This window comes from Pseudomonas sp. NPDC087614 (assembly GCF_044743485.1).
Lineage (GTDB): Bacteria > Pseudomonadota > Gammaproteobacteria > Pseudomonadales > Pseudomonadaceae > Aquipseudomonas > Aquipseudomonas baetica_A.
Genome location: NZ_JBIUWN010000197.1, coordinates 1 through 1,192, shown reverse-complemented (window position 1 = coordinate 1,192; position 1,192 = coordinate 1). Strand labels below are relative to the sequence as shown.

1 pseudogene is annotated in these 1,192 nt (G+C 58.6%); it reads left to right on the top strand.

From position 1 onward, the window contains the following. Positions 1-4: 4 nt before the first annotated feature. A pseudogene (nuoM, locus tag ACIOWA_RS28065) lies at positions 5-1,192 on the top strand (NADH-quinone oxidoreductase subunit M); the annotation flags it as partial.

The window sequence follows — 1,192 nt, the reverse complement described above, 5'->3', positions numbered from 1 at the left end:
CTAGTGGAAAGAGATTCAACGTCACGTTGGCTTCTTCCACTTGAACCTGATGTGGATCCTGGGCGGCGTTGTCGGCGTGTTCCTCGCCCTCGACCTGTTCATGTTCTTCTTCTTCTGGGAAATGATGCTGGTGCCGATGTACTTCCTCATCGCGCTCTGGGGTCACAGTTCTTCGGACGGCAAGAAAACCCGGATCTACGCCGCCACCAAGTTCTTCATCTTCACTCAGGCGTCCGGCCTGATCATGCTGGTGGCGATCCTTGGTCTGGTGCTGGTCAACTTCAACAACACCGGCGTGATTACCTTCAACTACGCCGACCTGTTGAAAACCAAGATGTCGATGACCACCGAGTACATCCTGATGCTCGGCTTCTTCATCGCCTTCGCGGTCAAGCTGCCGGTCGTACCGTTCCACTCGTGGTTGCCTGATGCCCACGCCCAGGCGCCGACTGCCGGTTCCGTCGACCTCGCCGGTATCTTGCTGAAAACCGCGGCCTACGGTCTGCTGCGTTTCGCCCTGCCGCTGTTCCCGAATGCCTCGGCCGAGTTCGCGCCGATCGCCATGACCCTTGGTCTGATCGGGATCTTCTACGGTGCGTTCCTGGCATTCGCCCAAACCGACATCAAGCGTCTGATCGCCTTCTCGTCCGTTTCCCACATGGGCTTCGTGTTGATCGGCATCTACTCCGGCAGCCAACTGGCGCTGCAAGGCGCTGTGATCCAGATGCTCGCGCACGGTGTGTCGGCGGCGGCACTGTTTATCCTCAGCGGTCAGTTGTACGAGCGTCTGCACACTCGTGACATGCGTGAGATGGGCGGTGTGTGGTCGCGTATCGCTTATCTGCCAGCGATCAGCCTGTTCTTCGCAGCCGCTTCGTTGGGTCTGCCGGGTACCGGTAACTTCGTCGGCGAGTTCCTGATCCTGATCGGTACGTTCGCCAGCGCTCCATGGATCACTGCGATTGCCACGTCCGGTCTGGTGTTCGGCTCGGTCTATTCGCTGATCATGATCCACCGTGCTTATTTCGGTCCGTCCAAATCGGATTCGATCCTGCACGGCATGGACGCTCGCGAACTGATCATGGTGCTGGGCCTTGCGGTACTGCTGATTTACCTCGGCGTCTACCCGCAACCGTTCCTCGACACTTCTGCCGCCACGATGCATGGCGTGCAGGATCGAATCCGATTTGGA